This window comes from Pseudomonas sp. JL23, assembly GCF_056933585.1.
The window spans coordinates 5,368,823-5,394,835 of sequence record NZ_CM167795.1 but is presented as its reverse complement, the minus strand read 5'-3'; the positions used below and the strand labels follow the sequence as shown (position 1 = coordinate 5,394,835).

The 26,013-nt window shown below is 60.8% G+C and carries 22 protein-coding genes and 2 pseudogenes; 20 read left to right on the top strand and 4 right to left on the bottom strand.

The window, feature by feature from the left end:
• Window positions 1–179: 179 nt before the first annotated feature.
• Both AC1Z24_RS24865 and AC1Z24_RS24860 read right to left on the bottom strand, forming a co-directional pair.
• On the bottom strand, window positions 180–1,625 hold the full coding sequence (locus AC1Z24_RS24865; protein WP_483743100.1) for a gamma-aminobutyraldehyde dehydrogenase: 1,446 nt from the start codon (window positions 1,623–1,625) through the stop codon (window positions 180–182).
• Window positions 1,626–1,829: 204 nt separating this feature from the next.
• Window positions 1,830–2,744 carry a LysR family transcriptional regulator gene (locus AC1Z24_RS24860; RefSeq protein ID WP_259105817.1) on the bottom strand — a complete coding sequence of 305 codons (915 nt, stop codon included), beginning with the start codon at window positions 2,742–2,744 and terminating at the stop codon, window positions 1,830–1,832.
• A gap of 183 nt (window positions 2,745–2,927) precedes the next feature.
• Between AC1Z24_RS24860 and AC1Z24_RS24855 the strand changes: the two genes are divergently transcribed.
• The 16 genes and pseudogenes from AC1Z24_RS24855 (at window position 2,928) to AC1Z24_RS24780 (ending at window position 19,477) form a co-directional block, all read left to right on the top strand.
• The gene (locus tag AC1Z24_RS24855) at window positions 2,928–3,602 is read left to right on the top strand and encodes a tellurite resistance TerB family protein (RefSeq protein ID WP_483743099.1); all 675 of its coding nucleotides are present in this window, start codon (window positions 2,928–2,930) and stop codon (window positions 3,600–3,602) included.
• A gap of 282 nt (window positions 3,603–3,884) precedes the next feature.
• Window positions 3,885–4,298 (top strand): annotated as a pseudogene (locus AC1Z24_RS24850) (MCP four helix bundle domain-containing protein); the annotation flags it as partial.
• Window positions 4,278–5,447, top strand: a pseudogene (locus AC1Z24_RS24845) (methyl-accepting chemotaxis protein); the annotation flags it as partial. The pseudogenes AC1Z24_RS24850 and AC1Z24_RS24845, both read left to right, overlap by 21 nt.
• 9 nt (window positions 5,448–5,456) lie before the next feature.
• On the top strand, window positions 5,457–5,993 hold the full coding sequence (locus tag AC1Z24_RS24840; RefSeq protein WP_483743098.1) for a chemotaxis protein CheW: 537 nt from the start codon (window positions 5,457–5,459) through the stop codon (window positions 5,991–5,993).
• Window positions 5,990–7,303: a CheR family methyltransferase gene (locus AC1Z24_RS24835; RefSeq protein ID WP_483743097.1), complete on the top strand. Its 1,314-nt coding sequence runs from the start codon at window positions 5,990–5,992 to the stop codon at window positions 7,301–7,303. The genes AC1Z24_RS24840 and AC1Z24_RS24835 overlap by 4 nt, the downstream gene beginning before the upstream one ends.
• The gene (locus AC1Z24_RS24830; protein WP_483743096.1) at window positions 7,300–7,989 is read left to right on the top strand and encodes a chemotaxis protein CheW; all 690 of its coding nucleotides are present in this window, start codon (window positions 7,300–7,302) and stop codon (window positions 7,987–7,989) included. Before AC1Z24_RS24835 ends, AC1Z24_RS24830 begins: the two co-directional genes overlap by 4 nt.
• Window positions 7,986–10,394: a response regulator gene (locus AC1Z24_RS24825; RefSeq protein ID WP_483743095.1), complete on the top strand. Its 2,409-nt coding sequence runs from the start codon at window positions 7,986–7,988 to the stop codon at window positions 10,392–10,394. Before AC1Z24_RS24830 ends, AC1Z24_RS24825 begins: the two co-directional genes overlap by 4 nt.
• Window positions 10,391–11,401, top strand: coding sequence for a chemotaxis-specific protein-glutamate methyltransferase CheB (cheB, locus tag AC1Z24_RS24820; protein ID WP_483743094.1), 1,011 nt, complete (start codon window positions 10,391–10,393; stop codon window positions 11,399–11,401). The genes AC1Z24_RS24825 and cheB overlap by 4 nt, the downstream gene beginning before the upstream one ends.
• A 45-nt stretch (window positions 11,402–11,446) precedes the next feature.
• Window positions 11,447–12,454, top strand: a complete 1,008-nt coding sequence (locus AC1Z24_RS24815; RefSeq protein ID WP_483743093.1) for a diguanylate cyclase — start codon at window positions 11,447–11,449, stop codon at window positions 12,452–12,454.
• Between the two features lie 96 nt (window positions 12,455–12,550).
• A protein-coding gene (prfB, locus tag AC1Z24_RS24810; protein ID WP_259105808.1) for a peptide chain release factor 2 occupies window positions 12,551–13,646 on the top strand; the annotation gives its coding sequence in 2 pieces (ribosomal slippage) (window positions 12,551–12,622 and window positions 12,624–13,646; 1,095 coding nt in all).
• Between the two features lie 89 nt (window positions 13,647–13,735).
• Window positions 13,736–15,238 (top strand): lysine--tRNA ligase, encoded by a 1,503-nt coding sequence (gene lysS, locus AC1Z24_RS24805; RefSeq protein ID WP_259105807.1) that lies wholly within the window; start codon window positions 13,736–13,738, stop codon window positions 15,236–15,238.
• A gap of 158 nt (window positions 15,239–15,396) precedes the next feature.
• Window positions 15,397–16,116 carry a TetR/AcrR family transcriptional regulator gene (locus AC1Z24_RS24800; RefSeq protein WP_483743092.1) on the top strand — a complete coding sequence of 240 codons (720 nt, stop codon included), beginning with the start codon at window positions 15,397–15,399 and terminating at the stop codon, window positions 16,114–16,116.
• 116 nt (window positions 16,117–16,232) lie between these two features.
• Window positions 16,233–16,796, top strand: coding sequence for a hypothetical protein (locus tag AC1Z24_RS24795; protein ID WP_483746713.1), 564 nt, complete (start codon window positions 16,233–16,235; stop codon window positions 16,794–16,796).
• 32 nt (window positions 16,797–16,828) lie between these two features.
• Complete coding sequence (locus AC1Z24_RS24790) at window positions 16,829–18,106, top strand: flavohemoglobin expression-modulating QEGLA motif protein (protein WP_259105804.1); 1,278 nt, start codon at window positions 16,829–16,831, stop codon at window positions 18,104–18,106.
• A gap of 157 nt (window positions 18,107–18,263) precedes the next feature.
• Window positions 18,264–19,151 (top strand): alpha/beta hydrolase, encoded by an 888-nt coding sequence (locus AC1Z24_RS24785; RefSeq protein WP_483746712.1) that lies wholly within the window; start codon window positions 18,264–18,266, stop codon window positions 19,149–19,151.
• Window positions 19,148–19,477 (top strand): PA3694 family proteiin, encoded by a 330-nt coding sequence (locus tag AC1Z24_RS24780; protein WP_483743091.1) that lies wholly within the window; start codon window positions 19,148–19,150, stop codon window positions 19,475–19,477. The genes AC1Z24_RS24785 and AC1Z24_RS24780 overlap by 4 nt, the downstream gene beginning before the upstream one ends.
• Window positions 19,478–19,609: 132 nt before the next feature.
• Here the strand turns inward: AC1Z24_RS24780 and lptF are convergent, their stop codons facing one another.
• The gene (gene lptF / locus AC1Z24_RS24775; protein ID WP_483743090.1) at window positions 19,610–20,392 is read right to left on the bottom strand and encodes a lipotoxin F family OmpA-related lipoprotein LptF; all 783 of its coding nucleotides are present in this window, start codon (window positions 20,390–20,392) and stop codon (window positions 19,610–19,612) included.
• Between the two features lie 57 nt (window positions 20,393–20,449).
• Window positions 20,450–20,857, bottom strand: a complete 408-nt coding sequence (locus AC1Z24_RS24770) for a DUF4398 domain-containing protein (protein WP_483743089.1) — start codon at window positions 20,855–20,857, stop codon at window positions 20,450–20,452.
• Between the two features lie 292 nt (window positions 20,858–21,149).
• On the opposite strand from AC1Z24_RS24770, the gene ppc reads away from it, so the two are divergent.
• From ppc to AC1Z24_RS24750, 4 genes are all read left to right on the top strand, one after another.
• Window positions 21,150–23,786, top strand: coding sequence for a phosphoenolpyruvate carboxylase (gene ppc, locus AC1Z24_RS24765; protein ID WP_483746711.1), 2,637 nt, complete (start codon window positions 21,150–21,152; stop codon window positions 23,784–23,786).
• A gap of 278 nt (window positions 23,787–24,064) precedes the next feature.
• Window positions 24,065–24,712, top strand: coding sequence for an adenylate kinase (gene adk / locus AC1Z24_RS24760; protein WP_483743088.1), 648 nt, complete (start codon window positions 24,065–24,067; stop codon window positions 24,710–24,712).
• Between the two features lie 91 nt (window positions 24,713–24,803).
• Window positions 24,804–25,478 carry a tRNA (adenosine(37)-N6)-threonylcarbamoyltransferase complex dimerization subunit type 1 TsaB gene (gene tsaB, locus AC1Z24_RS24755; protein WP_483743087.1) on the top strand — a complete coding sequence of 225 codons (675 nt, stop codon included), beginning with the start codon at window positions 24,804–24,806 and terminating at the stop codon, window positions 25,476–25,478.
• Between the two features lie 209 nt (window positions 25,479–25,687).
• A complete protein-coding gene (locus tag AC1Z24_RS24750) occupies window positions 25,688–26,008 on the top strand; it encodes a hypothetical protein (protein WP_483743086.1) in 321 nt (106 codons plus the stop codon).
• Window positions 26,009–26,013: the final 5 nt, after the last annotated feature.

The window sequence follows — 26,013 nt, the reverse complement described above, 5'->3', positions numbered from 1 at the left end:
TAATTGTCGGTCGGGGCAGTTGTGAGTTGTGAGTTGTGAGTTGCGAGCTTCGAGCCGCGAGCTACAAGTCAGTGGGTGCGCTTGCTGTCGCATTCAATCTGAAGTCGCGGGTGTAACTGTTCTTATGGATGTCTCATTGCGCTTTTGTTTTTGCTTGTAGCTCGAAGCTCAGAGCTGCTTCATAGCTCCCCGGCATGCCGGGCCATAATGTGTCGCACCACGCTGTAGTCCTGCAGTGAGTCGCTCGACAGGTCCTTGCCATACCCCGAACGCTTGAGGCCGCCGTGGGGCATTTCGCTGACCAGCATGAAATGGCTGTTGATCCAGGTGCAGCCGTATTGCAGGCGCGCGGCCACTTGCAGGGCCTTGTCCAGGTTGCCGGTCCAGATTGATGAGGCCAGGCCGTATTCCGAATCGTTGGCCCAGTCCACCGCCTGTTCCAGTTGTTCGAAGCGGGTCACGGTGACGACCGGGCCGAACACTTCGCGCTGGACGATTTCATCGCTTTGCTTGCAACCGGCCAGCAGGGTCGGTTGATAGAAAAAGCCCGCGCCGGAATGCACGGCGGCGCCGGTGATGCGTTCGATATGGGGTTGGCTCAGGGCGCGTTCGACGAAGCTGGCCACGCGGTCGCGTTGGCGGGTGCTGATCAGCGGGCCAATCTCGTTGTCGGCGTCGCGCTTGCCTGCGAAGCGCAAGCTGCTCACGGCGGCACCGAGTTCGGCCACCAGACGATCATGAATACCGGCCTGGGCGTAGATGCGGCAGGCGGCGGTGCAGTCCTGCCCGGCGTTGTAGTAGCCGTACGTGCGGATGCCTTCGACCACGGCTTGCAGGTCAGCGTCGTCGCAGACGATTACTGGCGCCTTGCCGCCGAGTTCCAGGTGGGTGCGCTTGAGTGTCTTGGATGCGGCCTGAAGGATCTTCTGACCGGTGACGATATCGCCGGTCAGGGACACCATGCGCACTTTCGGGTGGCTGACCAGATGGCTGCCGACCCCCTCGCCACCGCCGCAGACAATATTGATCACTCCTCGCGGCAACAGCTCGGCGAGGACCGGCGCCAGGGCCAGGATCGACAGCGGCGTATGTTCCGATGGTTTGAACACCAGGGTGTTGCCCGCCGCCAGGGCCGGGGCGATTTTCCAGGCGGCCATCATGATCGGGTAGTTCCACGGCGCAATGGAAGCGACCACGCCAATGGGGTCGCGCCGCACCATGCTGGTGTAGCCGGGCAGGTATTCGCCGGACAACTGACCGGTCTGGCAGCGCACGGCACCGGCAAAGAAACGGAAGACATCGACGGTAGCGCTTAAATCGTCCTGACGGGCCAGGTGTAAAGGCTTGCCGCAGTTCAGGGCTTCGAGGCCGGCGAGCAGATCGGCGCGCTGTTCGATGGCGTCAGCGATGGCCAACAGGGTGTTGGCGCGTTGCTGTGGCGTGGTTCGGGACCAGACGCAGAGGGCTCGATGGGCGGCGAGAATCGCACTCTCGACCTGTTCAGTGCTGGCTTCGGCGATAGTGACCAGCACCTCCCCGGTGGCCGGGTTGAGAATCGGCTCGACAAAACCCTGGCCTTTGACCAGTTCGCCGTCGATCAGTAGCGCGGTGCAGAAGTCCGTCATGGTCCGGGAAGCCTTTTATCCGTACGCGGCCTGTTTTTAGTGTGGGACCGGCTTTAGCCGGGAAGGCGTCGAGGGGATCGGTAGATATCTATCGCCTGGCACATCGTCTTTCCGGCTGAAGCCGGTCCCACAGCTATTTGTGACCTTGAGACTAGTGCCCGCCCCGGTAGACGACAAATACCAAATACTGAAAGCGGCGTTCGATTAAATCGATAGCCTGCGCTGTGTATGGTGGTGTTCCCGCGCAATCGTCAGGAACGGGTCAACCAGCGACGGTCGTGCAGTGCCGCGGCGCCAGGCCAGGCCGACGTCCAGGGTGCGGGTCAGGTCGACCAACGGGCGGGCTTCGATGATGTCACCTTCAAGGGACCACGGCCGGTAGGTCATGTCCGCTTGAATCGACAGCCCCAGGCCTGCCGCCACAAGGCTGCGCACGGCTTCGGTGGAGGCGGTGCGCAAGGTCACGCGCGGTTGCAGGCCGGCACCAGACCAGATGCGCTGCGCATTGAGGTCCATTTCATCGACGTTGAGCTGGATCAGCGGCTCACCGGCCACATCGGCCAGGCTGATGCTGTCGTGTTCCAGCAACGGGTGTTGCGCGGGCAGCCACAGCCGGTGAGGGGAATGGGTCAGTACCTCGGTCTGCAGGGCATGGCGGTCTTCGAGGTTGGACAAAATCAGCACGCCGACATCTATTTCGCCACTGACCAGCAGGTGCTCGATATAGGGCCGTTCGTCTTCCATGACGCGGATGTCGACATTGGGGCAGGCGCGCTGGAAGCGGGTGAGCAGGTCGGCCAGGTAATAGCCTGCGACCAGACTGGTCACGCCGATGATCAATTGCCCGGCGACCTGATCAGTGCTCTGTTGGAGGCTGCGCTTGGCGTTGTCCACGGTCGCCAGAATCAAGTGTGCCTGACGTAAAAACTGATGCCCCTGATGAGTCAGGGTCATGCCCTTGGCGTGGCGGTTGAACAGTGTGACGCCGATTTCCTGCTCCAGTTGCTGGATCGCCAGGGTCAGGGTCGACTGGGAAATGAACACGGCCTGAGCAGCAGCGGAAATCGAACCGGTCTCGGCAACGGCGATGAAGTGGCGAATTTGGCGCAGCGTCATCATGGTGGGCACGGCTCAGGTGAGTTTTATCGAATGGGACGAATGTATATCGTTTTTAGCGATGAGCCGTCTATCAGCTCTTTGTATCCCGGCAACATCCGGAAAAACACCTGGCCCCTGGACGCAGGTAACAAGATTTAACCTGCTGCGCATCTGTCATGAGCCGATGGCTCCAGGAGGTTTTCCATGATTACGCGCGGTTTGCTCGATCAGTTGCTCAAGTCCGGCCAGGATCTATTGCAGAACAAGACGGGTAGTCAATCCTCAACCAAGGGCCAGTTGGGCGGCCTGCTCTCCGGCGCTGGTGGTGGCGCGCTGGCGGCGGGAGCCATGGGGCTGCTGATGGGTAATAAGAAAGTGCGCAAGCTGGGTGGCAAGGCCATGACTTACGGCGGCCTGGCTGCCCTCGGCGTATTGGCCTACAAGGCCTATGGCAACTGGCAGGCCAATCAGGGCACCGCGCCGCAGCGCGAGCCGCAGACCATTGATCGGCTGCCCGCGCCGGAGGTCGAGGCTCATAGCCAGGCGATCCTGCAAGCGCTGGTCGCAGCCGCCAAGGCCGACGGGCACGTCGATGAGCGCGAGCGAGAGCTGATCGAAGGGGAGTTTGCCCGGTTGAGCGACGACGCATCCCTGCGCGACTGGTTGCACACGCAACTGAACAAGCCGCTGGACCCGGTGGAGGTAGCCCGAGCTGCCCGTACCCCCGAAATGGCCGCCGAAATGTACCTGGCCAGTGTCATGATGGTGGACGAAGAACACTTCATGGAGCGTGCTTACCTTGACGAGTTGGCGCGGCAATTGAAACTCGAACCTGCTTTCAAGAGTGAGCTGGAGGCTCAGGCTAGAAAGGCTGCCTGAGCACTCGGCCCTTTGCTGTAATGCTAAGGGCCATATTTTCTACCGTTCACTCTCTGACGCTTCTGCTCTGGGTAGTCTTTTTGTATCGGGCAGTGTCATTGCATTGACATCACCGCACGCTATTGAACCATCCGCTGGGCTATACTTCGCCCGCCTGGACCGTTCGTCGGTCCGCTTCTCGAACACGGCTCGACGCCTGTGTTGACTTCCTGAGGGCTGACTGTGAAGAACTGGACTCTGCGCCAACGGATCCTGGCGAGTTTCGCCGTGATTATCGCCATCATGCTATTGATGGTTGTCGTATCGTATTCGCGCCTGTTGTCGATTGAGTCCAACGCCGACGAAGTGCGTCAAGACGCTTTGCCCGGTGTTTACTACAGCACCATCGTGCGCAGCACCTGGGGTGAAAGTTATATACGCACTTTGGAACTGATGAGTGAAGGCAAGGGCCGTGAATTGACGCGTTCGGAACTGGACCAGTTCACGGACACTGAAAATCGCCTGCAAGACCAGATTGATAACTACAAGAAAACCATCTTTGATGACGCTGATAATGAACGTTTTAAGGTATTCGAGAAGCAGCGTGATGCCTTTATAAAATTGTTGAAGGACACCCTTGCCGCATACCAGCACAATGATTTTGCCCTGGCCCATTCTATTTTCTACGATCAGGTCGGGCCGGTCTGGCAGGCCGGGCGCAAACAGCTCAACGAGTTGATTACAGCTAACAAACTGGTAGCTGATACCGCCGCCGATCACATTGGCTCATCGGTTCAGTCGGCCAAGTTGAGCATGGGGCTTTCGCTGCTTATCGCGATCATCGCAGCCGGTGGCTGTGGCCTGCTGTTGATGCGCTCGATCCTGGCACCTATGAACCGTATTGTCAGCATCCTCGAAGTGATGCGTACCGGTGATCTGAGCAAGCGTCTGGATCTGGAGCGCCGAGACGAATTCAATGCGGTGGAAACCGGCTTCAACGACATGATGACCGAGCTCACGGCCCTGGTTTCCCAGGCCCAGCGCTCGTCGGTGCAGGTGACCACATCGGTTACCGAAATCGCCGCCACCTCCAAGCAGCAACAGGCTACTGCCACTGAGACCGCTGCGACCACCACGGAAATTGGCGCGACTTCCCGTGAAATTGCGGCCACTTCCCGCGATCTGGTACGCACCATGATCGAGGTGACTTCTGCTGCCGACCAGGCTTCGGTACTCGCAGGCTCCGGCCAGCAAGGTCTGGCGCGCATGGAAGAAACCATGCATCAGGTCATGGGTGCTGCTGATCTGGTGAATAACAAGCTGGCGATCCTCAATGAGAAGGCCAGCAACATCAATCAAGTGGTCGTGACCATCGTCAAGGTTGCCGATCAGACCAACCTGCTTTCGCTCAACGCCGCCATCGAAGCCGAAAAGGCGGGCGAGTACGGCCGCGGCTTCTCTGTCGTGGCGACCGAAGTGCGGCGTCTTGCCGACCAGACCGCCGTGGCTACCTATGACATCGAACAGATGGTCCGGGAAATCCAGTCGGCGGTGTCGGCTGGCGTCATGGGCATGGACAAGTTCTCCGAGGAAGTGCGCCGGGGCATGTACGAAGTGACCCAGGTCGGCGAGCAACTGACCCAGATCATTCATCAGGTTCAGGCCCTTGCACCGCGAGTGCTGATGGTCAACGAAGGCATGCAGGCCCAGGCCACTGGCGCCGAACAGATCAACCAGGCACTGGTGCAGTTGGGCGATGCCAGCAGCCAGACCGTGGAGTCCCTGCGCCAGGCCAGTTTTGCCATCGACGAGCTGAGCCAGGTCGCTGTCGGCCTGCGCAGCGGCGTCTCGCGCTTCAAGGTTTGAGACCTGCCGATGAGCGAACGTACGGCTGAGCGCGGTGCTGCCAAGGCAGCGTCGAACACCCTGTTCCTGCTGTTTCGCATAGGCGAGGAACGCTACGCCCTGGAAGCGATGGAAGTCGCGGAAGTGCTGCCGCGCCTGCCGTTGCGCGCCATCGCCCAAGCGCCGCATTGGGTCGCGGGCGTCCTGGCCCATCGCGGCCAGGTGGTGCCAGTCATTGATGTCAGCGCGTTGACGTTCGGCCGCCCGGCCAGCACCCGTACCAGCACGCGTCTGGTGATGGTTCATTACCGTGCCGATGCCGAGCGCCCGGAACAACTGCTGGGCCTGATCCTCGAACAGGCCACTGACACCCTGCGCTGCCCGCGCAGTGAGTTCAAGGCTTACGGCCTGGACAATCGCCAGGCGCCTTATCTGGGGCCGGTGCGTGAAAGCGAGACTGGATTATTACAGTGGATCCGCGTGCAGGAACTGCTCAGCGATCCTGTGCGTGAATTGCTCTACCCGCAGGAACCCTGGGACCTTGCCTCGCTTGAGGACGCACCATGAGTGACGACGCGCGCTTTTTCAGGTTTCTCAAAGAGCGCATCGGCCTGGATGTGACCTCCGTGGGCGAGTCGATCATCGAGCGGGCGTTGCGCCAACGCTTCACCGCGTCTGGCGCCATCGACAGCGATGCCTACTGGCTGTTGCTGCAGGGGTCGAGTGCCGAGCAGCAGGCGCTGATCGAAGCGGTGATCGTGCCGGAGACCTGGTTTTTCCGTTACACCGAATCCTTTATTGCCCTGGGCAAGCTGGCCATTGAACGGTTGCAGGCGCTCAATGGCGTTCGTCCGTTACGCATTCTCAGTGTGCCGTGTTCGACGGGCGAAGAGCCTTACTCCATTGCCATGGCGCTGTTCGATGCCGGCTTCACGGCGCAGCAATTCAAGGTCAATGCCATCGACATCAGTCCGCTGTCGATCCAGCGTGCCAAGCGTGGCATCTATGGCAAGAACTCCTTTCGCGGCGATCGCATCGAGTTTCGCGAGCGTTACTTCACTGCGATCAACGATGGCTACCAGATCGATCAGCGGGTCAGTGATCAGGTCGACTTCCAGCCCGGCAACATCCTCGATCCGATGCTGCCCGCCAAGAAGCTGGATTATGATTTTGTGTTCTGCCGCAATCTGTTGATCTATTTCGACCAGGCCACGCAAAAACACGTTTTCGAAGCCCTCAAGCGCCTGACCCATGCCGACGGCGTGCTGTTCATCGGTCCGGCCGAAGGTTCGCTGCTCAGTCGCATGGGTATGCGCTCGACGGGGATTCCCCAGTCGTTCGCTTTTCGTCATGCCGGTGCGGACGCTGAGGCTGCTCAACCGCTATTGCCGTCGGTGCTTTCACCCATTGCCCGAACGAACCCGCGCAAGGTCGTTGACCTGCCGCTGCCGACCCCGGCCGCTTCATCGCGCCCCTTTGACGCCAGCGTCGCGCCGTTCGCCAGTCGCAGCCTGCGGCCGGCCCCGGTTCCCGCAAGCGCTGGCGGCGATGACGTGGCGACCCTGCTCGCCACCATCGCAAGCCTGGCCAATCAGGGTAAAAGCAGCGAGGCCAAGGCGGCCTGCGAGCGTTATCTGCAACAGCATGAGCCGGTGGCGCAGGTGTTCTACTGGCTGGGGCTGCTCAGCGAAGTGGCCGGCAACACCCGTGAAGCCCAGGGTTTTTACCGCAAGGCGTTGTACCTGCAACCGCAGCACCCCGAAGCCCTGGCGCAACTGGCCGCCTTGCTGGCCGCCCAGGGTGACGCTGCCGGTGCCCGGCGTCTTCAGGATCGCGCGGCGCGCAGCAACAATAATAAAGAAGGAAGCCGTCGATGACTGGCTCTTATAGCCATGTGAGCGTGATTGACGAGGGCGCCCAGGCTATCGACGACTGCTGGAACCGTATCGGCATCCACGGCGACCGTTCCTGTCCGTTACTGGTCGAGCATATTCATTGCCGAAACTGTTCGGTTTACTCCTCGGCGGCCACGCGCCTGCTGGATCGCTATTCGTTGTCCCAGGAAGCCCATGACGACCGTTCTGCCCAGTATGTGCAGGGCGAGATCAAGACCCGTTCGATCGTGGTGTTCCGTCTCGGCGAGGAATGGCTTGGCCTGCCGACCCGTTGCCTGTCGGAAATCGCCCCGCTCCAGACCGTGCATTCGTTGCCGCACCAACGCTCCCGGGCGCTGATGGGAGTGGCCAATGTTCGTGGCGTATTGGTGCCGTGCCTGTCGATGGTCGAATTGCTCGGTCTGGACCCTGCCGTGGTCATCGATCCGACCGGGCGGATCACCCCGCGCATGTTGATAGTCGCGGCCCAGGGCGGCCCGGTGGTGGTACCGGTGGATGAAGTTGACGGCATTCATGCCATGGACGAGCGAGAGCTGGAATCCGCCTCTGTGTCCGGGAACCAGGCCAATGCCCGCTTTACCCTCGGCGTGTTGCAATGGAAATCCCGCAGCCTGCGTCTGCTTGATCAGGAACAACTGCTGTCCGCAATCACTCGGAGCCTGACATGACCCCCGATCAAATGCGCGACGCTTCACTGTTCGAGCTGTTCACCCTGGAGGCCGAGGCGCAGACCCAGGTGTTGAGCCTTGGCCTGCTGGCCCTGGAGCGCGATCCGACCCAGGCCGATCAACTCGAGGCCTGCATGCGTGCCGCTCATTCGCTCAAGGGCGCGGCGCGGATTGTTGGTGTGGACTTCGGCGTCAGTGTTTCCCATGTGATGGAAGACTGTCTGGTCAGCGCTCAGGAAGGGCGTATCTACCTGCAACCTGAACATATCGACGCCTTGCTGTTCGGCACCGATTTGCTGATGCGCATCGCCACGCCGGGAGACAGCAGTCTCGGGCAGGGCGATATTGATACGTTCGTCGAACGCATGAATACCTTGTCCAGTCAGGGCAGGGGCACTCGTGCCGGGGTCAGCGCGCCGGTGGCGCCGCCCATGGGCGCGGATGAAATGTTGCTGGCCAATGCCTTGTTGCTGGGCAGTGCCATGCCGTCGGGCGTCAATCCGTTGCTGGCCGACGATATTTCCAGTCTGACCATGGCCCAGGCTGATGCGCAGGCCGATGTCGAGGCGCCTGCCGAGCCGGAACCGGTCGCCAATGCGCCCGCCGTACCCGCCAATGCTGATGTTCAGGTACCCAATCGACGGGGCACCGACACCGGTGAACGGATTCTGCGGGTCAGCGCCGACCGTCTGAACAACCTGCTTGATCTGGCCAGCAAATCCCTGGTGGAAACCCAGCGGGTCAAGCCGATCCTCAGTAATATGCAGCGACTCAAGCGCATGCAGAGCGGCAGTGACCGCGCCCTGGCGACTCTGGAAACCACACTTGGTGGCGCCGATATGCCTCAAGACGTGCGCCAGGCCTTGGCCGACGCCCGGCGCCTGAACAGCGAAGCCCAGCAGATGCTGATCCAGCAGACCGCCGAACTGGACGAGTTTGGCTGGCAGTCGAACCAGCGCGCTCAGTTGCTCTATGACACGGCTCTGGTCTGCCGCATGCGTCCGTTTGCCGACGTGCTCAAGGGCCTGGCGCGAATGGTCCGGGATCTGGGCCGGGAATTGGGCAAACAAGTGCGTCTGGATATCGAAGGGGAGAAAACCCAGGTCGACCGCGACGTACTGGAAAAACTCGAGGCGCCGCTGACTCACTTGCTGCGCAATGCCGTCGACCATGGCATTGAGATGCCGGATGTACGCGCTGCCGCTGGCAAGTCGGCCGAGGGCGTCATCCGTCTCAAGGCGAGGCATCAGGCCGGCATGCTGGTGGTTGAACTGAGCGATGACGGCAATGGTGTCGATCTTGATCGCCTGCGCAACCGCATCGTTCAGCGTCAACTGTCACCGGCGCAAACCGCCGCGCAGATGAGCGAGGAAGAGCTGCTCAGCTTCCTGTTCCTGCCGGGGTTCAGCATGCGCGACAAGGTCACGGAGATTTCCGGGCGCGGCGTCGGCCTGGATGCCGTGCAACACATGATTCGCCAGCTGCGCGGTGGCGTTGAGCTGCATCAGGCCGCTGGCCAGGGCAGTCGCTTCCAGCTCGAGGTGCCCCTGACCCTGTCGGTGGTGCGCAGCCTGGTGGTGGAAGTGGGTGGCGAGGCTTATGCCTTCCCCCTGGCGCATATCGAATGCATGCGCGACCTGGCCAGCGAAGACATTGTCCAGCTGGAAGGGCGTCAGCATTTCTGGCACGAAGAACGGCATATCGGCCTGGTTGCCGCCACTCAACTGTTGCAGCGCCCGCACAATCCGGACCCGCAGGAAGTGCTCAAGGTTGTGGTCATCCGTGAGCGCGACAGCGCTTATGGCGTGGCGGTGGAGCGCTTTGTCGGCGAGCGCACCCTGGTGGTCTTGCCGTTGGATGCGCGTCTGGGCAAGATTCAGGATATTTCCGCCGGGGCCTTGCTCGACGACGGTTCGGCGGTGTTGATCGTTGATGTCGAAGACATGTTGCGTTCGGTGGAGAAACTGCTCAATACCGGCCGCCTGGAACGTATAGACCGGCGCAGTCGCCAGGTCGACAGCGTTGCGCGCAAGCGCGTGCTGGTGGTGGACGATTCATTGACGGTGCGCGAGTTGGAGCGCAAGTTGCTGCTCAGCCGCGGTTATGAAGTCGCCGTGGCCGTGGACGGCATGGACGGCTGGAACGCCTTGCGCAGCGAGGATTTCGATCTGTTGATTACCGATATCGACATGCCGCGTATGGACGGTATCGAGTTGGTCACTCTGTTGCGGCGCGACAGCCGCCTGCAATCGCTGCCGGTGATGGTGGTGTCCTACAAGGACCGCGAAGAGGATCGGCGCCGCGGCCTTGATGCCGGTGCCGACTATTATCTGGCCAAGGCCAGCTTCCACGATGACGCGTTGCTCGATGTGGTCGCGGAGCTGATAGGAGACGCACAAGGATGAAGATTGCCATCGTCAACGATATGCCTATGGCAATTGAAGCCCTGCGCCGAGCCATCGCTTTCGAGCCGCAGCATGAGGTGATCTGGGTCGCGTGCAACGGTGCCGACGCGGTAGCCCGTTGTGCCGAGCACACGCCGGACCTGATCCTGATGGACCTGATCATGCCGGTCATGGACGGTGTCGAGGCAACTCGTCGGATCATGGCGGCAACGCCTTGCGCGATCGTTGTCGTGACCGTTGATCGCCAGCAGAATGCCCATCGTGTGTTCGAAGCCATGGGCCATGGCGCGTTGGACGTGGTCGATACCCCGGCCATTGGTGGTACCAACCCGAAGGAAGCGGCGGCGCCGTTACTGCGCAAGATACTCAATATCGGCTGGCTGATCGGCAAGCGCCACACCCGCGAACCCATGGTTGCCGCGCCGATACGCGCGGCGGTCAAGCGCCGGGGGCTGGTGGCAATCGGTTCTTCGGCTGGCGGCCCGGCGGCACTGGAATTGCTTCTCAAGGCACTGCCCGCCAGTTTTCCGGCGGCTATCGTATTGGTACAACATGTAGATCAGGTGTTCGCCGCCGGCATGGCCGAGTGGCTGAGCAGCGCTTCAGGACTGCCTGTGCGCCTGGCCCGTGAGGGTGAGCCGCCGCAGCCGGGAACGGTGTTGCTGGCGGGGACCAATCACCATATTCGGCTGTTGCAGAACGGCAATCTGGCCTACACCGCAGAACCGGTGAACGAAATCTACCGCCCTTCAATCGACGTGTTTTTCGAAAGTGTGGCACGCTATTGGAGTGGTGATGCCGTGGGTGTTCTGTTGACCGGGATGGGGCGAGATGGTGCCGAAGGCCTCAAGTTGATGCGTCAGCAAGGTTTCCTGACCATCGCTCAGGATCAACACAGCAGTGCGGTCTATGGTATGCCAAAGGCCGCTGCCGCCATCGACGCGGCGGTCGAAATTCGCCCGCTTTCCACAATCGCACCTCGTTTGACCGAGGTATTTGCGCAATGATTTTCCAGGTGAATTCACTGCCAGCCAGTGACCAGGAGCACCCTCATGCATGACTTGCAAATGGACGGTCTGAAGGCCACGGATGAAAATGCCGCGATGGTACTGCTGGTCGACGACCAGGCCATGATCGGAGAAGCCGTGCGCCGCGGGCTGGCCAACGAGGAGAATATCGACTTTCACTTCTGCGCCGACCCGCATCAGGCCATTGCCCAGGCCATCGAGATCAAGCCCACGGTGATTCTTCAGGATCTGGTGATGCCCGGTCTGGACGGTCTGACCCTGGTGCGCGAATACCGCAACAACCCGATCACCCGGGATATCCCGATCATCGTGTTGTCGACCAAGGAAGATCCGCTGATCAAGAGTGCGGCATTTGCTGCCGGGGCCAACGATTACCTGGTCAAACTGCCGGACAATATCGAGCTGGTCGCGCGTATCCGCTATCACTCGCGCTCCTACATGACCCTGCTGCAACGTGACGAAGCCTACCGTGCGCTGCGGGTCAGCCAGCAACAGTTGCTCGACACCAATCTGGTGCTGCAACGCCTGATGAACTCCGACGGCCTGACCGGCCTGTCCAACCGTCGCCACTTCGACGAGTACCTGGAGCTGGAATGGCGCCGGGCCACTCGTGAGCAGAGCGAACTGTCGCTGCTGATGATCGACGTGGACTTCTTCAAGGCCTACAACGACAGCTTCGGCCATCTCGAAGGCGATGAAGCACTGCGCCAGGTGGCCAAGGCCATCCGTGCCAGCTGCGCTCGCCCGTCGGATCTGCCGGCGCGTTATGGTGGCGAAGAGTTCGCACTGGTGTTGCCCAGCACCACCCCCGGCGGCGCTCGCCTGCTGGCGGAAAAGCTGCGCCAGACGGTGGCCGCCATGAATATCCCGCACATCGCACCGGCACCGGGCTCGCACCTGACCGTGAGCATTGGCGTTGCGACCGTGACCCCGGGCGTGGGCAGCAACAGCCGCCAGTTGATCCAGGAAGCCGACAAAGGCCTGTATCAGGCCAAGCACAACGGGCGTAACCGGGTGTCGGTGGGCCAATAAACGGGGCCAGCTTCTGGTCCCGACGGGCTGCCATGCGTCAGCCCGGTAGGGTATACTCGTCGGCTTTGTAATTTTCGCCTGCGAGTGCTGCCCACCATGGAAATCAACCCGATCCTAAACAGCATCAAGGACCTGTCCGAGCGCTCCGAAACCATTCGGGGGTATCTTTGACTACGATCACAAACATGATCGTCTGACCGAAGTAAACCGCGAGCTCGAAGATCCAAGCGTCTGGAACAACCCCGAATACGCACAGAACCTGGGCCGCGAGCGTGCCTTGCTGGCGCAGATCGTCGAGACTCTGGACGAAATGTCCACCGGCCTGGTCGATGCCAAGGACCTGCTGCTGATGTCCGCCGAAGAAGAAGACCAGGCTGCCGTCGATGACGTCGCGGCTGAAGTCGAGCGTCTGCGCGAGGCACTGGAAAAGCTCGAGTTTCGCCGCATGTTCAGCGGCGACATGGACCCCAACAACGCTTACCTGGACATCCAGGCCGGTTCCGGCGGCACCGAAGCCCAGGACTGGGCCAACATCCTGCTGCGCATGTACCTGCGCTGGGCCGACAAGCGCGGCTTCGACGCGACCATCATGGAACTGTCCGCCGGTGAAGTCGCCGGGATCAAGGGTGCCACCGTGCATATCAAGGGCGAGTATGCCTTTGGCTGGCTGCGCACCGAAATCGGCGTGCACCGTCTGGTACGCAAGAGCCCGTTCGACTCCGGCAACCGTCGCCACACCTCGTTCTCGGCCGTGTTCGTTTCGCCGGAAATCGATGACAACATCGAAATCGACATCAATCCGTCGGACCTGCGCATCGACACCTACCGCTCCTCCGGTGCCGGTGGTCAGCACGTAAACACCACTGACTCGGCGGTACGTATCACCCACGTTCCAACCAATACCGTGGTCAGCTGCCAGAACGAACGTTCCCAGCACGCCAACAAAGACACCGCGATGAAGATGTTGCGCGCGCGTCTGTATGAGCAGGAAGTGCAGAAGCGCAACGCCGCTTCCCAGGCGCTGGAAGACACCAAGTCCGACATCGGCTGGGGTCATCAGATCCGCTCCTACGTGCTTGACGCCTCGCGCATCAAGGACCTGCGTACCAACATCGAACGCAGTGACTGCGACAAGGTGCTCGACGGCGACCTCGACGAATACCTGATCGCCAGCCTCAAGCAAGGGCTTTAAATACTGCATGGCGGGCCGTTCGCAAGACGAGCCCGCGATCCCCTGCCGACTGCCGGGGGCAACGAACCTGTGATGGAAAATCTAAAGACATGAGCGACCAACAACTCGACCCGCAAGCCCTGCAACAGGAAGAAAATACCCTGATCGCCCTGCGCAAGGAGAAGCTTGCTGCCGAGCGCACCAAGGGTCAGGCCTTCCCCAACGACTTCCGCCGCGACAGCTACTGCAATGACCTGCAGAAGCAGTACGTGGACAAAACCAAGGAAGAACTGGCTGAGGCAGCGATCCCGGTCAAGGTTGCAGGTCGCATCATGCTCAACCGTGGCTCGTTCATGGTGATTCAGGACATGACCGGTCGCATCCAGGTCTACGTCAATCGCAAAACCCTGTCCGAAGAAACCCTGGCTGCGGTCAAGACCTGGGACCTGGGCGACATCATTGCCGCCGAAGGCACCCTGGCCCGTTCCGGCAAGGGCGACCTGTACGTCGAAATGACCAGCGTGCGCCTGCTGACCAAGTCGCTGCGCCCGCTGCCGGACAAGCACCACGGCCTGACCGACACCGAACAGCGCTATCGCCAGCGCTACGTCGACCTGATCGTCAACGAAGAAGTGCGCGAGACTTTCCGCGTGCGTTCGCAAGTCATCGCCCATATCCGCAGCTTCCTGATGAAGCGTGACTTTCTGGAAGTGGAAACGCCGATGCTGCAGACCATTCCTGGCGGCGCCGCAGCCAAGCCGTTCGAGACTCACCACAATGCCCTGGACATGGAAATGTTCCTGCGCATCGCGCCTGAGCTGTACCTCAAGCGGCTTGTTGTAGGTGGGTTTGAAAAGGTGTTTGAGATCAACCGCAACTTCCGTAACGAAGGTGTTTCGACCCGGCACAACCCCGAGTTCACCATGCTTGAGTTCTATCAGGCGTACGCCGACTACGAAGACAACATGGACCTGACCGAGGAACTGTTCCGCGAGTTGGCTCAGCTGGTACTTGGCAGCACCGACGTCCCGTACGGCGACAAGGTGTTCCATTTCGGCGAGCCGTTCGTGCGCCTGTCGGTGTTCGACTCGATCCTCAAGTACAACCCGGACCTGACTGCCGACGACCTCAACGACATCGACAAGGCCCGTGCCATCGCCAAGAAAGCCGGCGCCAAGGTGCTGGGCTTCGAAGGCCTGGGCAAGCTGCAGGTGATGATTTTCGAAGAGCTGGTCGAGCACAAGCTGGAACAGCCGCACTTCATTACCCAGTACCCGTTCGAAGTCTCGCCGCTGGCCCGTCGCAACGATGACAACCCGAACGTCACCGACCGTTTCGAGCTGTTCATCGGCGGCCGTGAAATCGCCAACGCCTACTCCGAGCTGAACGACGCGGAAGACCAGGCCGAGCGCTTCATGGCACAGGTGGCCGACAAGGACGCCGGTGATGACGAAGCCATGCACTACGACGCCGACTTCGTTCGCGCCCTGGAATACGGCATGCCGCCAACGGCGGGCGAGGGCATCGGTATCGACCGCCTGGTCATGCTGCTGACCAACTCGCCATCGATTCGCGACGTCATCCTGTTCCCGCACATGCGGCCACAGGCGTAAGACAAAAAAGCCGCCCGCGCAGGGCGGCTTTTTTGTGTGTGCATGCTGGCCTGTGGGACCGGCTTTAGCCGGGAAGGCGCCTTCCCGGCTAAAGCCGGTCCCACAGAATGTTCTTCATTCAGCCCCATCGCCTCCAACAAAAAAAAGGAACCCCCGTCGTGACCCGCACGATCGCTCTCCATGGCGCGGCCGGTATCGCTACCGCCGTGGCCAACAGCGTCCGTTATCAAGGCCGCAAGGCCAGTCGGCAAGGCAGCGAGCAACGTCGCCAGGATATTCTCGATGCCACCATGCGCATCGTCATCCGTGATGGCGTGCGTGCCGTACGTCACCGGGCCGTCGCTGCCGAGGCCAATGTACCGTTGTCCGCGACCACTTATTACTTCAAAGACATCGACGCGCTGCTCACCGATGCCTTCTCCCGTTACGTCGAGCGCAGCGCGGCCTATATGGCCCGGCTGTGGAGCAATACCGAAGTCATCCTGCGCGAAATGGTCGCCCGCAGCGACGGCACTACGGCTGCCCGTGCCCGCCTCGCCGACCAGATCGCCGTGATGGCCCATGACTATATTCGCCATCAGTCGCTGATCCGTCGCGACCAGTTGATCGCCGAGCATGCCTTCCATCACGAAGCGCTGATCAACCCCAAACTGGCCGAACTGGTGGCGGCCCATCAGCAGATTCTGTTGCAGGGCACCTGCCAGTTTCTGCAGGTGATTGGCTCTGCCCAGCCATCGCAGGACGCGCAAGTGTTGACGGCGATTATCCGGCGGATGGAGTATCAAGGCCTGTTACATGGCCCGCAGCCGGAAGCGGATGCTGAAATACTCGCTATTCTCACTCGCCAGATGCGTCTGGTTTTGGGGACTGCCGCCTAGGAGATTGCGCTGTGTCGCTGACACTGCACCATCACACCGCACACACTGTGGGACCGGCTTTAGCCGGGAATGCGCCTTCCCGGCTAAAGCCGGTCCCTCTGATGCCATTGATTGATATGGCTACGGGGTGTCTCAAGCATCTATGGCGCGTATCGGTGGTCCTGATACTTCTGACATTAAGCGGCTGTCTCGTCACCTTCACCGGCACCATCCCCGCCCATGACATCGCCCCTTCAGCGTTGCTCGGCACCTGGACCAGCAAGAATGCCTGGGGCGAGCCCCTGGAACTGGAGATCAGCCGCGTGGGTGAAGGGCGCTACAGGGCCGTCAGCTACCGCAAGGGCGATCGCAAGAACCGTGACGAATACAGCATGACCGTGGCCGAGCATCACGGGCGCTGGTATCTGTCGACCGAGCTGCCGGACAAGTACGGTGGACATTTCATCATGGGTGGTTTCGAGCTGATCGAAAATGACCAATTGGTGCTCTACAGCCTCGATCCGCAGCGCTTCAAAAAATGGGTCGAGCAGAAGGCCCTCAGCGGCCAAAAGGTGGAAACCGACAAGGGTGAGGTATTGTTGATCGACAGCCCCCTGGAGCAGGTTTTCGGCTACCTCGACGACCCGGCCAATTCCGATGTTTTCCTCGATGCCGCGCATTACCAGCGCGTGCCCAAGTAGGGCGATACAGCTGACCAACCAAGGAGTAGCGGGTGGACGATTACCAACAGACTATTCGAGCATTGTCAGACCGCATCGTGCAGGCGCAGACACCGATCCGGGTACTGGATGCGGTGAAGTGGGATGACAGCATCCGCAAGGACTTCCTTGCTGCCAAGGGCAAGGCCATGCCCAAGGTGGACCGGGCCTATTACGAAGGCCGGCCGCTGGCCTTCGATTCGACGGCGGTGAAGCTGGAGTTCCAGAATATCGAGCGCGATATCACCCGGCGCCTGGGCCAGTTCAGCCCGGTGGGGCAGATCATGCGGCGCATGTGCAAGGAATACCGCATGGTGATCCGCATGCTCGAAGCCCGTGGCACGGCGGATTTCGGCCTCATTTCCCAAGAATTGTACGGGGCGGCGTCCGATGCCTTTCACGCCGGTGACCCGACCCTGGCCGACTTGGGCATGATGCTCTCCGACTATCTGAACAATATTGCCGGGCGCGGCGATCTCAAGGACGAACCCAAGACCCTCACCGCCAAGGATGCCGTGGCGATGCTGCAAAGCCGCCTGAACAAGGTGTTCGGCGAGGCCGAGGAAACCATTCGGGTGTTCGAGTCCGACGGTATCGTCGCCGATGCGGCGGCGGGTGCGGACTACATCAAGATTCGTTCCGATGCCATGTTCAACGAGCGCGACGTACGTGCGTTGGAAGTCCATGAAGGTCTGGTCCATGTGGGCACTACGCTCAACGGTCAGAACCAGCCGATCTGCACCTTCCTCGCCAAGGGCCCGCCTTCGTCGACGGTGACCCAGGAAGGGCTGGCGATTCTCATGGAGGTCATCGGCTTTGCGTCCTACCCCAGCCGCCTGCGCAAGCTGACCAACCGCACGCGCGCCATTCATATGGCCGAGGAGGGCGCGGACTTTCTGCAAGTCTTCGAGTTCTACCGCGAGCAGGGTTTCGGCATGCCGGAAAGTTACGGTAATGCCAGTCGAGTTTTCCGTGGATCGGTGCCGGACGGTCTGCCATTCACCAAAGACTTGTCCTACCTCAAGGGTTTCATCATGGTTTACAACTATATTCAGCTCGCCGTGCGCAAAGGCAAGCTGGAGCAGGTGCCGCTGCTGTTCTGCGGCAAGACCACCCTGGAAGACATGCGCACGCTGCGCCAACTGGTGGACGAAGGCTTGGTGGTGCCGCCCAAATACCTGCCGGACCAGTTCCGTGACATGAATGCCCTGTCGGCATGGATGTGTTTCTCCAACTTCCTTAACCACCTGAGCCTGGATCGGATCGAAGCGGATTATTCCAATATCTTGTAGGGGATTCGCGATATCTGTGTGGGAGCCGCCTTGGTGGCGATCGAGTGCGAAGCGCTCGCAATAGTGCCGGTGGCTAATGCGCCGCTATCGCCAGCAAGCCGACTCCTGCGGAAAACACGTTGAGGGGCACCACCATTTGAAACCATTCATCCTGCTGATGCTGCTGGCCCTGAGTGGTTGCAGTTCGATGCTGTTCTACCCCGAGCCGGGCTTGCCGTTCACCCCGGAAAAGGCCCATCTGCAATACCGTGATATCACCCTGACTGCCGCCGATGGCACGCATCTGCATGCCTGGTGGCTGCCCGCCAAGGAAGGTGTGGCGGTCAAGGGCACGGTGCTGCATCTGCATGGCAATGGCGGCAACCTGGCGTGGCATCTGGGCGGTAGTTGGTGGTTGCCGGAGCAGGGTTATCAGGTTCTGCTGCTGGACTATCGTGGCTATGGTCTGTCCGAGGGCGAGCCAAGCCTGCCGGCGATCTATCAGGATATCGATGCCGCCTTTAGCTGGATCGACAAGGCCCCCGAAACCCAGGGCAAACCCTTGGTGGTGTTGGGGCAAAGCATCGGCGGCGCTCTGGCGGTGCACTATCTGGCCGAGCACCCGCAGCAGCGTCAACGACTCAAGGCACTGGTGCTCGACGGCACTCCGGCAAGTTATCGCGACGTCGCCCGTTACACCCTCGGTACGTCCTGGCTGACCTGGACCTTGCAGACCCCGCTGTCCTGGCTGATCCCCGACGGCGACAGCGCGATCAATGGCATGGCGCAGTTGCAGGGTACGCCGCTTCTGTTGTTCCAGAGCATGGACGACACTCAGGTGCCGATGGGCAACGGCATTGCCCTGTATAAAGAGGCGCCCCTGCCACGGGTGCTGCAACTGACCCGGGGCGCGCATGTGCAGACCTTTGCCGACCCTACCTGGCGCCAGGTGATGCTGCGTTATCTCGATGACCCGCAGCATTTCAACGGCCTGCGCCGCCTGGGCGAGATACCCAACTATCCCGATCCGAATTCGCAATCGAGCAAGCCCGAGACCCCGCAATGACTGAAGAACGTAACGCCATCCCGATGATTATCACGGGTATCTGCACCATCATCGGCACCGTCGGTGCCCTGTGGTACTACGGCTACCTGCACTTCGCCAAGCCGGAGGATGCGCTGCTGCTCAACCAGTTCACCATGCTCATGGCCGCGCCGGGGGAGGAATACAAGATCGCCATCGAGCCTGCCGTAGAAGTGGCCCAGTGCATTGATGGCGTGCTGGTGCTGTTCAATACCGAGAAGAAAGGCTTGTCAGGCGTGCTGATCAACGACAAGAAGCAGGCGGTGCGCTGCGCGGGAGAGGAGACGCCGAAGAAGGTGTTGCCCTAAAGCGTGGGACCGGCTTTAGCCGGGAAGACTCCGTGACAGACGATAGAAATGTATCCATCGTGCCGACGCCTTCCCGGCTAAAGCCGGTCCCACATGGCCCTAAGATCTATCGGACCGGTTCACGGGTCGCTGTTAATGCATCGAAGACCGCGGCGCCACCGGCTGGTTATCGTTGGAAATGGTCACTTCCACCCGACGATTCTGCGCACGCCCCGAGTTGCTGGTGTTGTCGGCAACCGGGTATTCCTTGCCATAACCCTGAGCGACGATACGGGCCGGGTCGACGCCCATGCGCACCAGTGCCATGCGTACGGAGTCAGCACGACGTTCGGACAGCGACTGGTTATAACTGGCAGAACCGGTGCTGTCGGTATAACCCTCGACGATCACCTTGCGGTCCGGGTTCTGCTGAAGGAACTGGGCCAGGGAATTGACGTTGGTCAGGCCGTTGGGCTTGAGCTCGGCGCGGTTGTAGTCGAACAGCACGTCACCGAAAGTCACCAGGGTGCCGCGTTCGGTCTGTTTGGCATTGAGGCTGTTCTTCAGCGCGGCGATCTGCGCGTCACGGGCATCCAGACGGGCCTGGGCGCGTTGGGCGGCGGCGTTTTTCAGGTCTTCTTCAGCCGAGCGCAGGGTAATGGTCTGCTTGGCCAGCTCTACGCGCTGGTTGGTCAGGTAGGCCATCTGATTGACCTTGGCTTCATTTTCATGATTGCGGTAGGCCATATCGGTCTTGTCCAGCCAGTCGCTGGCGTCCTTGGTTTCCAGGGCTGCGACCTTGGTTGCCTGAGGATTGCTTTGCAGCGCGGTGTAGTTGGCGCGGGCCTGTTCCAGATTCTGGTTAGGCGGAGTCGCACAAGCAGCCAGACCAACACTCAGGGCCAGCAGGGCAGGGATCATCAATTGCTTACGCATAATATTCGTCCTTCAAATCGATAGTGAATGCATGAAAGCGGCAAGGAACACGGCGGCTTATTGCGCCGGTTGCACCTGACGCATGCTTTCTTCACGCAGTTCATTGACTCCTTGGCGCGCGTCGTCCAGCGCCTTCTGCGCCTTGGCCGCCTGGGACTTGCGCTCGGCGACCCGGGCATCCCACTCGGCCTGTTCGGCCAGGCGACGGGCCTCGTCATATTTCTGATCGTGCATGGCCACTTCGGCCTGCTTGAATTTGTCCTGGGCCGATTTCATTTCCACGGCAGCGTATTCCGGGCCGCCAGCGCTGACGGCGCTGTTCACGGCGGACTGGGTCACGGCGTACTGCTCGGTCGGCGGATTGCCTGCGCACCCGGCGAGAACAACGCTGGCGCCCACTGCCAACGCGGCCAACTTGAGCCCGCGAAGACGTGAGTACGTGGATTTGGCTGTGCTGGTAGTCATGGTGGTCAACTCCATTGTGTTGCTCCAGAAATCTCGATTTTCCATGACCGGGGTAAATAGGTTCCCTGTCATGGTTATTGGCTGGGACCTGCCGGGTTTTTGAATAGTTCAGAGTTATTTCCCACTAACCAGTCAGCTTTTTATTCCGTTTCATACTTTTGACGTTGGTCTTTTGACGCGTTTTTCGCTGACCTTGATTACTGTTGCGCACTTGTATCTGCCCGGCGCTCTGGTCATTCTGGAAGGCGATTTGCTGATCTGTTCGTCCATCGACAACAAGGAAAAAGGGACCATGGCCGATATCGATGTGCGTTTGCGTGAAGACGTCCACCTGCTCGGCGAACTGCTGGGCAACACCATCCGCGAGCAACGCGGCGCGGATTTTCTGGAGACCATCGAGCGCATCCGCAAGGGCGCCAAGGCCGGTCGGCGCGGTTCGGCGGCGGGCACCGAGCAACTGAGCGCCAGCCTCGACGGCTTGAGCGAGGATGAGCTGCTGCCGGTGGCGCGGGCGTTCAACCAGTTCCTCAACCTGGCCAATATCGCCGAGCAATATCAGTTGATTCGCCGTCGCGAAGAGTCTCAGGAACAGCCATTCGAATCGGTGATCCTGCCGCAGTTACTGGACCGTCTGAAAGCCGCGGGCCAGGCGCCGGAAGCCTTGGCCCGGCAGTTGGGCAAACTGGAGATCGAGCTGGTGCTGACCGCGCATCCCACCGAAGTGGCGCGCCGCACCCTGATCCAGAAATACGACGCCATTGCCGCGCAACTGGCCGCCCTCGACCATCGTGACTTGAGCAGTGCCGAGCGTGAACAAATCATCCAGCGCCTGCAACGGCTGATCGCCGAAGCCTGGCACACCGAAGAGATTCGCCGCACCCGACCCACCCCGGTGGACGAAGCCAAGTGGGGCTTTGCGGTGATCGAGCATTCCCTGTGGCAGGCCGTGCCCAATTATCTGCGCAAGGCCGACCTGGCCCTGCATGCCGCCACCGGCTTGCATCTGCCCCTGGAAGCCGCACCCATCCGCTTTGCTTCTTGGATGGGCGGCGACCGTGACGGCAACCCCAATGTCACCGCTGCCGTGACCCGTGAAGTCCTGCTGCTGGCGCGCTGGATGGCCGCCGACCTGTACCTGCGCGATGTCGATCAACTGGCCGCCGAGCTGTCCATGCAACAGGCCAGCGATGAATTGCAGGCCGCAATCGGCGAAAGCGCCGAGCCTTATCGCGCCGTACTCAAGCAGCTGCGCGAGCGCCTGCGCGCCACCCGTAACTGGGCACACAGCTCGTTGAGCAGCACGCAACCGGCGCCGGAAGCCGTGTTGCACAGCAATCGCGAGCTGCTGGAGCCTTTGCAACTGTGCTATCGCTCCCTGCACGAATGCGGCATGGGCGTGATTGCCGACGGGCCGCTGCTCGACTGCATGCGTCGGGCGGTGACCTTCGGCCTGTTCCTCGTGCGCCTGGATGTGCGTCAGGACTCCACCCGCCATCGTTCGGCCCTGACCGAGATCACCGACTATCTTGGCCTGGGTCGCTACGAAGACTGGGACGAGCAGACGCGTATCGATTTTCTCCTGCGCGAACTGAATAACCGGCGGCCATTGCTGCCCAGCCATTTCAAACCGGCGGCGGATACCGCTGAAGTACTGGCAACCTGCCGTGAAGTGGCCATGGCGCCTGAGGCGTCTCTCGGCTCCTACGTGATCTCCATGGCCGGTGCCGCCTCGGATGTACTGGCCGTGCAATTGCTGCTCAAGGAAGCCGGGCTGCTGCGGCCGATGCGCGTGGTGCCACTGTTCGAGACCCTGGCCGACCTGGATAACGCCGGGCCTGTGATCGAGCAACTGCTGAGCCTGCCGGGTTATCGCGCGGGTCTGCATGGCCCGCAAGAAGTGATGATCGGCTATTCCGACTCGGCCAAGGATGCCGGCACGACGGCGGCGGCCTGGGCGCAGTACCGGGCGCAGGAAAAGCTGGTGGAGATCTGCCGCGCGCAACAGGTCGAACTGCTGTTGTTCCATGGTCGCGGCGGTACCGTGGGCCGTGGCGGCGGCCCGGCTCATGCGGCGATTTTGTCGCAGCCGCCGGGTTCGGTGGCCGGGCGTTTCCGTACCACCGAGCAGGGCGAGATGATCCGCTTCAAGTTCGGCCTGCCGGATATCGCCGAGCAGAACCTGAACCTGTATCTGGCTGCGGTTTTGGAGGCAACTCTGCAACCGCCGCCACTGCCTGAGCCGGCCTGGCGCACGATGATGGACCAGTTGGCGGCCGATGGCGTCGGTGCCTACCGCGCGGTGGTGCGGGAAAACCCCGAGTTCGTCGAGTATTTCCGCCAGGCCACGCCTGAACAGGAACTGGGCCGTCTGCCCTTGGGCAGTCGTCCGGCCAAACGCCGTGAGGGCGGGGTGGAAAGCCTGCGGGCGATTCCGTGGATCTTCGCCTGGACCCAGACCCGCCTGATGCTGCCTGCCTGGCTCGGCTGGGAAGCAGCCCTGAGCCGCGCGCTGGAGCGGGGCGAGGGCGATTTGCTGGGGCAGATGCGCGAACAGTGGCCGTTTTTCCGCACCCGTATCGACATGCTGGAGATGGTCCTGGCCAAGGCTGACAGCGATATTGCGCAGATGTACGACGAACGTCTGGTGGAGCCTGGGTTGCGCCATCTGGGCGTGCATTTGCGCGACCTATTGTCGCAGGCGTGCCAAGTGGTACTGGGCTTGACGGGGCAGAAGCAGCTGTTGGCCCACAGCCGGGCTACCCTGGATTTCATCAGCCTGCGCAATATCTACCTGGATCCGCTGCATTTGCTTCAGGCCGAACTGCTGGCCCGTTCACGAACTCGCGAGGCGCGTCTGGACAGCCCGTTGGAACAGGCTTTACTGGTGTCTGTTGCGGGGATTGCTGCCGGATTGCGCAACACCGGTTGAGTCGATTTTCCGACTATTGTCGGACAAGGCGCGCCAAGGCCTTGTCCGACAAGGGTCGGCGAATCGCCAAAAATCTGGCGGGGCAGGGCGTCGCAGGTTAATCCACTACCTTATAGCGGCTATTACACCTTCGGTTAGTGCGACCTTAGGCGGCTTGTGCCACCTGTGTCTGCTGTGTATCTTGATCAGCCTTTGGCCGTTTGGCCGAGACCTGTTTTTAGCGATTGGCCCCAAGAGGCGAATCCTGCGTTTTTATATAAAAATTGAGGAGCACATCGATGCGCGTAATCCTGTTGGGAGCTCCGGGGGCCGGTAAAGGTACTCAGGCGAAGTTCATCACCGAGAAGTTCGGCATTCCGCAAATCTCCACTGGCGACATGCTGCGCGCAGCGGTCAAGGCCGGCACCGAACTGGGCCTGAAGGCCAAGAGCGTGATGGACTCCGGCGGCCTGGTATCCGATGACCTGATCATCGGCCTGATCAAGGACCGCCTGGAGCAGCCTGACTGCGCCAACGGTTGCCTGTTCGACGGCTTCCCGCGCACCATTCCTCAGGCTGAAGCCCTGAAAGCCGCTGGCCTGGCCATCGATTTCGTGGTTGAGATCAAGGTCGACGACGAAGAAATCGTCCAGCGTATTTCCGGTCGTCGCGTCCACGAAGGCTCCGGCCGCGTGTACCACGTCATGTTCAACCCGCCGAAAGTTGAAGGCGTGGATGATGTGACCGGCGAGCCGCTGGTACAGCGCAAGGACGACGTCGAAGAAACCGTTCGTCATCGTCTGTCGGTCTACCACTCCCAGACCAAGCCACTGGTCGACTTCTACGAGAAGCTCGAAGCCCAGGACGGTACGCCCAAGTGCAGCCACATCGAAGGCGTCGGTTCGGTTGAGTCGATCACTGCCAAGGTTCTCGAAGCCCTCAGCTAAGAGAAACCGTACGCAGTGAACAACGGCCCGCTTGCGGGCCGTTTTGCGTTTACAATGGCGCACTTTTTTCCCGACCATGGATACCTCTCTGATGAGCACCCTGCTGGCCCTGGATACCGCCACTGAAGCCTGTTCGGTTGCCTTGCTGCATGACGGCAAGGTGCTGAGCCACTATGAGGTGATTCCACGCCTGCACGCCCAGCGCCTGCTGCCGATGATCAAGACCCTGCTGGCCGAAGCCGGGATCGGCCTCAATGCCCTGGACGCGATTGCCTTTGGTCGTGGGCCGGGTGCCTTTACGGGAGTGCGTATCGCTATTGGTGTGGTTCAGGGCCTGGCCTTTGGTCTCGAGCGTCCGGTATTGCCGGTGTCCAACCTGGCGGTGCTGGCCCAGCGCGCTTATCGCGAGCACGGCGTTCGCCAGGTGGCCGCAGCCATCGATGCACGCATGGATGAGGTGTATTGGGGCTGCTATCACGAAGTCGGCGGCGAAATGCGTCTGCTGGGCAACGAAGTTGTTCTGCCGCCGGAGCGTGCAGCCCTGCCAGCGGACGCCAGTGGCGAATGGTTCGGTTCCGGCACGGGCTGGGGCTATGCCGAACGCATCGCCGTCAAACCCGTTGCCATGGACGCCAGCCTGCTGCCCCACGCCGAGGATCTGCTGAGCCTGGCAACCTTTGCCTGGCAACGTGGTGAAGCGATCGTCGCCGATCAGGCTCAGCCGGTTTACCTTCGCGATCAGGTTGCGACGCCTAAAGCGCGGTGATGTCAGGCCGATAGCAAGGCAATAGCGATGTAATAGCACTTATCGAACTAACTTCGTCGATAAGCGACCTTTCATCGCCAAACCCGCGATTCAGAGCCCTGTTCTGAACTCTTTTTCAAGATGTGTGGTCTAGTTATCGTTCGGAGAATTGCCAGGGGGCTCTCCGTGACGTTAAATTGCCACTATCTAATAAAGTAGAGAACGCCGTTATGCGTATAGACGGACCCTCAGCACGCTCCTACCCGATAAAGCGCAAGCCACGTAAAGGCTCTGCGACGGTCGAAGGCACCTTCGAAGAAGTAGCAGACAGTGATATCGAGGTTCCTGCGCAACCGGCAAACACTTCTCGTCGGCAAAGTGCCAGCGGTGCCCAGTCGGCGCCAACTCCCAACGTTCCTGCTCGTCAGCAAGACATTATCTTCCCTCGCTCCATGAGTCGCCGTGTCGCGACCGCACTGGCCAGTTATCTAAATACTGCCAGTTTCGTCGATTGGGATCTGGAAGTGTCCGGGCTTGATCTGCACGTTTGAATAGT